Origin of the sequence: Caballeronia sordidicola, from assembly GCF_002220365.1 — a bacterium.
GTDB classification, from domain to species: Bacteria; Pseudomonadota; Gammaproteobacteria; order Burkholderiales; family Burkholderiaceae; genus Caballeronia; species Caballeronia sordidicola_C.
The window spans coordinates 1-7,777 of sequence record NZ_MTHB01000092.1; the positions used below are offsets into that span (position 1 = coordinate 1).

Consider the following 7,777-nt stretch of genomic DNA (forward strand, 5'->3'; position numbering starts at 1 on the left):
ACGTAAGTATCGACGTGGCTTCCCAGCGTTGATGCGCGACCACGTCCAGCGGCCTGAAGAAGGACATGCGAAAACTTGGGTGCTTCACGGCCAAAATAGCCGGGGTTGGTATGGGGCGGTGGCGCTTCGGCGTCTAGTTACCAGTCGTAAGGCCCGTTTCATCTGGCGCACTCCTGCGGAAAATCCCTTCATCCTGCGCGCTGAGAAACGCAGCACCATCGAGTCGCGCTACGCTGATGTCGCCTTTGCTATGAGCAACATTTAAATGGAGAGCCGGATGCGCTGAGAGGTGCAAGTCCGGTTCGGGGAGGAGAGGCAGGGAGATAGTTCGACTACGCCCTGCCTCTTACTCCACTCCAGCGTCATGTGGGCAGCGCAATCGCATATAACGTCTGGCAATACTTCCAGGTCACCCACGATGCCGAGTTTCTACATTCCTACGGTGCAGAACTGATTTTCGATATCGCGAGATTCTGGTCGAGCATCGCAAAATTCAACTACGAGCGTGGACGCTTCGAGATTCGCGGCGTACTCGGACCGGACGAATTCCACGACGGCTACCCCGGCAGCGCAATCCCCGGCATTAACAATAATGCATATACGAACGTCATGGCGGTCTGGGTGCTCTGTCGAGCCCAGGACGTGCTCAGACTTTTGTCCGAAATACGACGCTCGGAGCTGACCACCCAGCTTGACCTGACGGCAGGCGAGATAGCGCGCTGGGGCGATATCAGTCGAAAAATGTACATCCCGTTCCATGACGAAGGGATCATCAGCCAGTTTGAGGGCTACGAAAAATTGTCTGAACTCGATTGGGACGCTTACCGTGCCCGCTATTCGAACATTCAGCGCCTTGATCTGATCCTTGAAGGGGAGGGCGACAGCGCCAACCGCTACAAGGTCTCGAAACAGCCCGACACGCTGATGTTGTTCTATCTGTTCTCCGCTGAAGAGTTCACTGAATTATTTTCTGGCCTGGGATACCCGATCGAGAACGCAACCATCCCGCGGAACGTTTCCTACTACACCAGCCGGTCGTCTGACGGCTCAACGCTGAGCCGAGCGGTCAATGCTTGGGTCCTGGCGCGCTCCGACCGGGCAAGATCGATGCGTTTTTTCGTACAGGCGCTGCAAAGCGACGTGGCAGATATCCAGGGCGGCACGACTGCGGAAGGCGTCCACCTTGGGGCAATGGCTGGCACGGTCGATCTCGTCCAACGCGTTTGGACCGGAATCGAGATCAAGGGTGACGTATTACGCCTCAACCCTAAGTTGCCGAACGACATCCAGCGCCTCGATATGCGCATTCGTTATCGAGGGCACTCGATTGATCTAGGACTGGATCACAAGGCCCTGACGTTGCGTGTTCACGCTGGCGTTGCGTCGCCGATATCGCTGTGCGTCAATGATCACGCGTATGAATTGGAAAGCGGCACGACCCGCGTTTTCGAATTGACCCACCTGGAAGCGGACGGCACACCCGAAGAAATTAGCGCGCAGACGCCTAGCTGACCGCCGCCGGTTCTTGAAGTTGACAGTGACGGCGAAACTTAAGACGACTCAGGCATTCGACAGGCAACAGGAGATTGCCTTTGGCTCCGCGGGGCCGATCGAAGGTTGAAACAACCCAGGGTCACTAGAGTTAGCCCGTTAATTACGCAAGGTGACTGGCGCAGGTCTCGCCGATCCGTGGATTGATCCGTCGATACGCCCCCTGGATTCGGGGGCGTCTAGTGCCTCGTCAAGTGAAACTCCGATGCCCGCCTCGAAAATTACTTCACGAACTGCAGTCGAAAGGTAAATAGCGGATGTCTGTGAATTATCGAGGGCTTGGCTGAAGCAGGTGACCTGCCCGTGGGCATGAGTAGTTTCCGAACCTACTCGTAGTACCAACTTCCGACTATTCTTAGTCATCAGCGATGATTCCTTGTGTTGGAGAATGGCTATTTCGCTTTCATACTTGTCTGAGTACAGAACATAGGCGCACGTCTTTCGATTGCATTTCATTAGCTACTTAACGGCCGAAAGAAGCTCGTGAACTGGCCCGCTTCTCCGATAGACATTCCAATGTCTGATGAAAGTTACCAGGGCCCATGTGATGGAGTAAGCGAATCGGACACCCGGGGCGAGGGTTGGAGGTCCGGCCGCTGTCGTAATGGATACGTGCGATCGACTCGTCATCCATGGGCGAACTAAATACCCGCGATATTGGAAGCGGCTACCGCGACTGTCGCATTATGCAGGGGCATCTAAAATGTTGAGAAGCGTAAAGGAAATTCATGGGTGCACTGTCGTTGCAAGCGACGGTGACATCGGAGCCGTAGACGAGGTGTACTTTGATGACGTGGAATGGAAGATACGCTATTTAGTGGTTGAGACCGGGAACTGGCTCACAGAGCGAAGAGTGTTGATTTCGCCGCATTCAGTACAGCACACAGAACGTGCGTCCAACATTCACGTGAACCTTACGAGGCAGCAAGTAAGAGATAGCCCGAAGGTCGATACAGACAAGCCGGTGAGTCGGCAACACGAAATCGAATACGTCAATTACTACGGCTATCCTCGGTACTGGGACGGGCCGGACTTAATGGGCCTGAGCAGTCGACCGAGCTTCAGTTTAATCGAGCCGGCTCGAAGCCTTACATCCGTCGCCGCCCAACTCTCTGGCGCGCGCGAGGCGCCGCCGCATGATGTTCATTTGCGCAGCACCCGCGCAGTAGCGGGGTATCGCATAGAGGCGGCCGACGGAAGAATTGGCGAGGTTTCAGGATTCCTCTTTGACGATGACGCGTGGGCGATTCGTTATCTTACATTCGATACCAGAAAGTGGTGGCCGGGTGGTAAGACGGTGCTGTTGGCGACACAGTGGATCGATGATATCGACTGGACCAATTCGACCATTTCGACGACGCTCACGTGCGACGCAATCAGGCATAGCCCCGCGTACGACGATTCTGTTGTTCTGAACCGTGGCGACGAGACGATGCTTCACGATTACTATCGAAAAAACGGCTATTGGATTGCAGCGCCAAAGGAGTGAACGCGTCATCATCTTGCAAACGATCATCGCCTGCACGATGGTCCGTGCCCCGCTAGCGCGTTGTTCCGGTGCTCGGTGGCTGACGGATCAGTTTTTGGGGCAGTGCGGTATTGCGGTATCAGCGAACGCGTCTGCTGAATCTGCCAGCGCAACGGCCAAAAGGTGCAGCGTATTTTAACCGCAGCGCTATGAGCTTGCGCGAGCTGCAACTTCGGCATGGTTATCGTGATGTTGTAGCGGTTGTGGTCTCGAATGGAATGTCGATGGACGCACCCCTCGAGAGCGCGAACATTGTGAAACTGAGGACTCTGCAACCCGCGGCATAGGCTCGGTATGCTGATGCCAATTTATCGCCGTTTATCTTCGACAGCCGTCTCAACCATTCCGAGACGCACTTGCTCGCTGGGAGTTTCGAAAATGCTAAGAACCATAGAAAGTGTCTACGGATGCACGGTGGCCGCACGTGACGGTGACATCGGCAGCGTCGATGAGGTCTATTTTGATGACGAAGCGTGGGGCGTTCGCTATCTCGTGGTCGACACGGGAAACTGGTTTAATAAACGACGAGTTTTGATTTCTCCCTATTCATTCAAACAGGCGCATCCGGCCTCAGGCACCATTGAGGTGGACCTGACGCAGCAACAGGTAAAGGACAGTCCGAATATCGACACGGATAAGCCCGTGTCGCGTCAGCACGAAACCGAGTACCTCGGATACTATGGCTATCCGACGTATTGGGCTGGCGCTTACCTCTGGGGAGTGGGTGCCTATCCGGCGTTCGGATCTATGGTGTCCACACCAGGCATGGTGCAGGAAGCCCGCGCTCGACGCGATATGGAAGCAGACGATCCACCCGCGGATGTCCATTTGCGCAGTTCGAAGGCAGTCAGGGGCTATCACATTGAGGCAGCTGACGGTCGCATCGGTCACGTCTCGGGATTCATCTTTGACGATGAGGCGTGGGTTATTCGTTACCTGTGCATTGATACGAGAAACTGGTGGCCCGGTGGCAAGGAGGTGCTGCTCGCGACCCAATGGATTGAACTCGTCGACTGGGTCGGCTCTACCGTTTCTACCTTGCTTACCCGCGACGCAATCAAAAATAGCCCAGAATACGACGAGTCCGTTCCGCTCAGTCGCCGCTATGAAGCGAAGCTCCATAAGCATTATGGCAAAGGTGGGTATTGGTGAGGATGCGGCACCGATCGACTGCTGTCGCATAAGGTTTTACATGGCTTAAATGTCAAAAGGAGTCTCAAGGTGCTCAACGGAAATTGCTGCCCGCACCAATGACGACGGCGATTTTTCGCTATGAAATGATCGGCATCATGCATCAAACGGCAACCAGGGGCGGAGTGGACGGCGACAATCAGCAAGTCCGGCCGTGTTGTCGGTAAACCGGACGTTCTGGTTGACGCTATCCAGGCGGAGGGCGAATATTGTTTGCGATCGACCAACGGGGTACCTCCTGCGCGTCGGCTTAAAGCTCCTCAGAATTTGTCCGTGAACTATCTGAACAACGTTCGTCGACTGAGATTCGCGGCATGCGACGCTGTCCGTAGGAAAACTGAGTAGTTTCCGAGTCTACCGATGTGATCCGACGACAACTACTATCGACCTATCGGTAGTGGTTTGGCCCGTCGGTTCGATTGCCGGTCAACCCGGAACATGGAGACGAATAAAATGAGACGCTCGACACTGATTAGCTCCCTCGCAACATCGGTCGGTCTTTGCCTTGCGGGTCCAGTGCTCGCCGCGGAGCCTGTTGCGACCGGCGCAATAAGCGCTTCATCTCCCGATGAGATGAACGTCCCATCCACCAAACCTGCGCTGAAATGTTTGCGTGATTTGGGTGCCTTTACGAGTCAGATGGGGAAAGACGGCTACTGGTTAGGTGGGTCTCGTTACGGATACGGTTATCCGGTAGGCGAGCTTGGATATGGGTACGATGGTTATGCGGGATCCAACTACCCCGCATCGGCCGAGGGTAGATATCAAAGCGCTCGGCCGGGTTACGAGGTCAGGTCTCTCGTCGCCGCTGCCAACATACTGGCCCGACATGGGCAACAGCAGTCGTGTGAAAACCTGCTCGCCAAAACCCGCGAACTGTATAAAAACTACGCGGGGGAACAGCATGATCGGAAAGCGCCGCTTGCACATGCGCCGGAGTGGCAACAGCGGCAGATAGCCTCCGCGCAATCCGTGACGGATCATAATATTGCGTTTCGCTCCGACGAATTGCTCGGGACTGAGGTGCGTAATCCTAAAAGCGAACCTCTTGGTAGTGTGGACGACATCGTGACGAGTCCGCAGACAGGTCAGATCGCCTATCTGGTGATCGGCAGGGGCGGCATCTTCGGCATAGACGAAAAATATGTTCCAGTACCATGGGGTGACTTCAAAGTGACGCCAAACGTAAGCCTGCTCGTGCTCGACGCCACCAAGCCCGCGATGGACGCTGCGCCTCAGGTGAAACGAGACCAACAATTCAATAAAGCCGGAACGTTCGATCAGGAGAGTAAAACGGTGGACGCGTACTGGAAGACCGCTCTGTCAAAACAGGGACAATAACTGTTCGAAAGGGGGGCGATTTTTCGTTTCGTTTTTCGTTTGAGCGACGAGCTAAACGTAAAGATCTCTTCTTCCATGAGCATGGAGTTGCAACATGCGCATGAGTCTAAGCGCTGCCGTTGCAGCGGGCGTGAGAGGTTCTGGGCAGACGAACGGGATTGTGCTCCTGACCTCGAAGTAGTCGAATGCCGCGCACCACTGATGCACGGACTAACACGGCCACTCGCGCCAGTTGCTGTACCAGCGCAGATCCCGATGGCGTGCCAGGGGAGTAATGGCGATGTGCAACCGCAAGCTTAACAACGCACTCACAATGGCGGCCATCTTGGTGGCATCGACTTTCCTCGGGTCGGCATTCGGGCAGTCAGCTTTGAAAGACGGAGCATCGGAGACCTCGACCTCGACAAACGCGGCTGCCTATACGACAAAGGATCGGGAAGGATCCGCGAACGGAATGATCTATTCGGATTTCGTGTCGCACGTAGATAAAGGTGACGTTCGTGAGGTGATGATCGCGGGGTCCACTGTTTCCGGAAAACTGGCGAATGAGACAGGGTTTCGCACGACCGTTCCCGAGGACCCCGGATTAGTCGCGAGCCTTTTATCGCATCATGTGCGGGTCGCGATTGCTGCAGACGATGGCTGGTCTATCCCAAGCGGATCCTTGACGAACTGGTTGCCACTGGTACTGATGATCGGGGTCGCGATCTTCGCGATGCGCCGTGGGCCGGTCCGAGGTGGCGGTCCTATGAGCTTCGGTCAATCTCGCGCACGTTTGCTCACGCAAACGTCACGTCGTATCACGTTCGCGGATGTTGCCGGGATAGAAGAGGCAGAGGAAGAGCTGACTGAGATCGTCCAGTACCTCAAGGATCCCGCGAAATTTCAGCGACTAGGCGGTAAGGTGCCCAAAGGCGTGTTGCTCGTTGGGCCGCCGGGAACGGGTAAAACGCTTTTGGCGCGGGCTGTTGCAGGTGAAGCTGGCGTACCGTTCTTTACCATTGCGGGTTCCGATTTCGTCGAAATGTTCGTCGGCGTCGGCGCCTCGCGTGTGCGTGATATGTTCAGCGAGGGCAAGAAGAACGCACCGTGCATCATTTTCATCGACGAGATAGATGCCGTTGGTCGTCACCGAGGTGTGGGCCCCGGCAACGACGAGCGAGAACAAACGGTGAATCAACTTCTAGTCGAGATGGACGGGTTCGAAGCCAACGAGGACGTCATCGTGATCGCCGCAACCAATCGGCCCGATGTGCTGGACGCTGCGCTGCTGCGGCCCGGGCGGTTCGACCGTCAAGTAACCGTTTCATATCCAGACGTGTTGGGACGCGAGAAGATCTTGAAGGTACATATGCGCAAGGTACCTGTGGGCCCCGACGTGGCTTGCATGACCCTCGCACGAGGCACATCGGGTTTCTCGGGCGCGGATCTCGCAAATCTTGTCAACGAAGCCGCGCTGTTGGCAGCTCGTTGCGACCACCCGCACGTAACAGGCGCGGACTTCGAGCGCGCTAGGGACAGGGTCCTAATGGGCGCGGAGCGGCGTTCGCTAACGCTCACTTATGAAGAACGAGAAATGACGGCCTATCATGAAGCAGGGCACGCGCTGGTCGCGTTTCATTCGCCTGAGCACGATCCGCTGCATAAGGTTAGCATCGTGCCGCGGAGCCGGGCGCTCGGGGTTACGATGTCATTGCCTGAGCGGGACCGCTATTGCTTTTCCAGGAAGCAACTCGAGTCCAGAGTCGCAATGATGTTCGGCGGACGTGTTGCCGAGGAACTGATCTATGGGGCGGACGAGGTCACAACTGGCGCGAGTGACGACATCCGTCAGGCGACGCTGCTGGCGCGGCGCATGGTAACCGAATTCGGATTCAGCGACGCGATTGGGCCGGTGTATTGCGAAAGTGCGCGGGAGGTGATTCCTGGTCAGTCAGTCGAAGTTTCTCCTGACACTGCCCTCGCAATCGACAAGGAAATTCGACGAGTCGCCGAACAAGGTCGGGCGAGGGCGCGCCAGATCCTGAACGACCATGTCGATCAGCTCAAACTGTTCGCGCAAGCTTTGCTTGAGCGCGAAACTCTCTCAGGTGACGAGATCAGGGTGCTTCTGACGGCCGACTTGAGCGCGCATTCAGCGGTTGGCATTGAAACGTCTGCGCCGTC

Annotated in this window: 5 protein-coding genes and 1 pseudogene; all 6 read left to right on the forward strand. The window is 56.0% G+C overall.

The window, feature by feature from the left end; all coding sequences use genetic code 11:
* Nucleotides 1-265 (forward strand): annotated as a pseudogene (locus tag BSU04_RS47100) (group II intron reverse transcriptase/maturase); the annotation flags it as partial.
* Between the two features lie 101 nt (nt 266-366).
* On the forward strand, nt 367-1,512 hold the full coding sequence (locus tag BSU04_RS13935; RefSeq protein WP_089161146.1) for a glycosyl hydrolase family 65 protein: 1,146 nt from the start codon (nt 367-369) through the stop codon (nt 1,510-1,512).
* Between the two features lie 742 nt (nt 1,513-2,254).
* Nucleotides 2,255-3,040: a PRC-barrel domain-containing protein gene (locus BSU04_RS13940; protein ID WP_086380960.1), complete on the forward strand. Its 786-nt coding sequence runs from the start codon at nt 2,255-2,257 to the stop codon at nt 3,038-3,040.
* Between the two features lie 417 nt (nt 3,041-3,457).
* Nucleotides 3,458-4,231 (forward strand): PRC-barrel domain-containing protein, encoded by a 774-nt coding sequence (locus BSU04_RS13945; RefSeq protein ID WP_089161147.1) that lies wholly within the window; start codon nt 3,458-3,460, stop codon nt 4,229-4,231.
* 492 nt (nt 4,232-4,723) lie between these two features.
* Nucleotides 4,724-5,611: a PRC-barrel domain-containing protein gene (locus BSU04_RS13950; protein ID WP_179258317.1), complete on the forward strand. Its 888-nt coding sequence runs from the start codon at nt 4,724-4,726 to the stop codon at nt 5,609-5,611.
* 313 nt (nt 5,612-5,924) lie between these two features.
* The coding region (gene ftsH / locus BSU04_RS13955; RefSeq protein WP_089161149.1) for an ATP-dependent zinc metalloprotease FtsH at nt 5,925-7,777 on the forward strand (1,853 nt) is incomplete at its 3' end.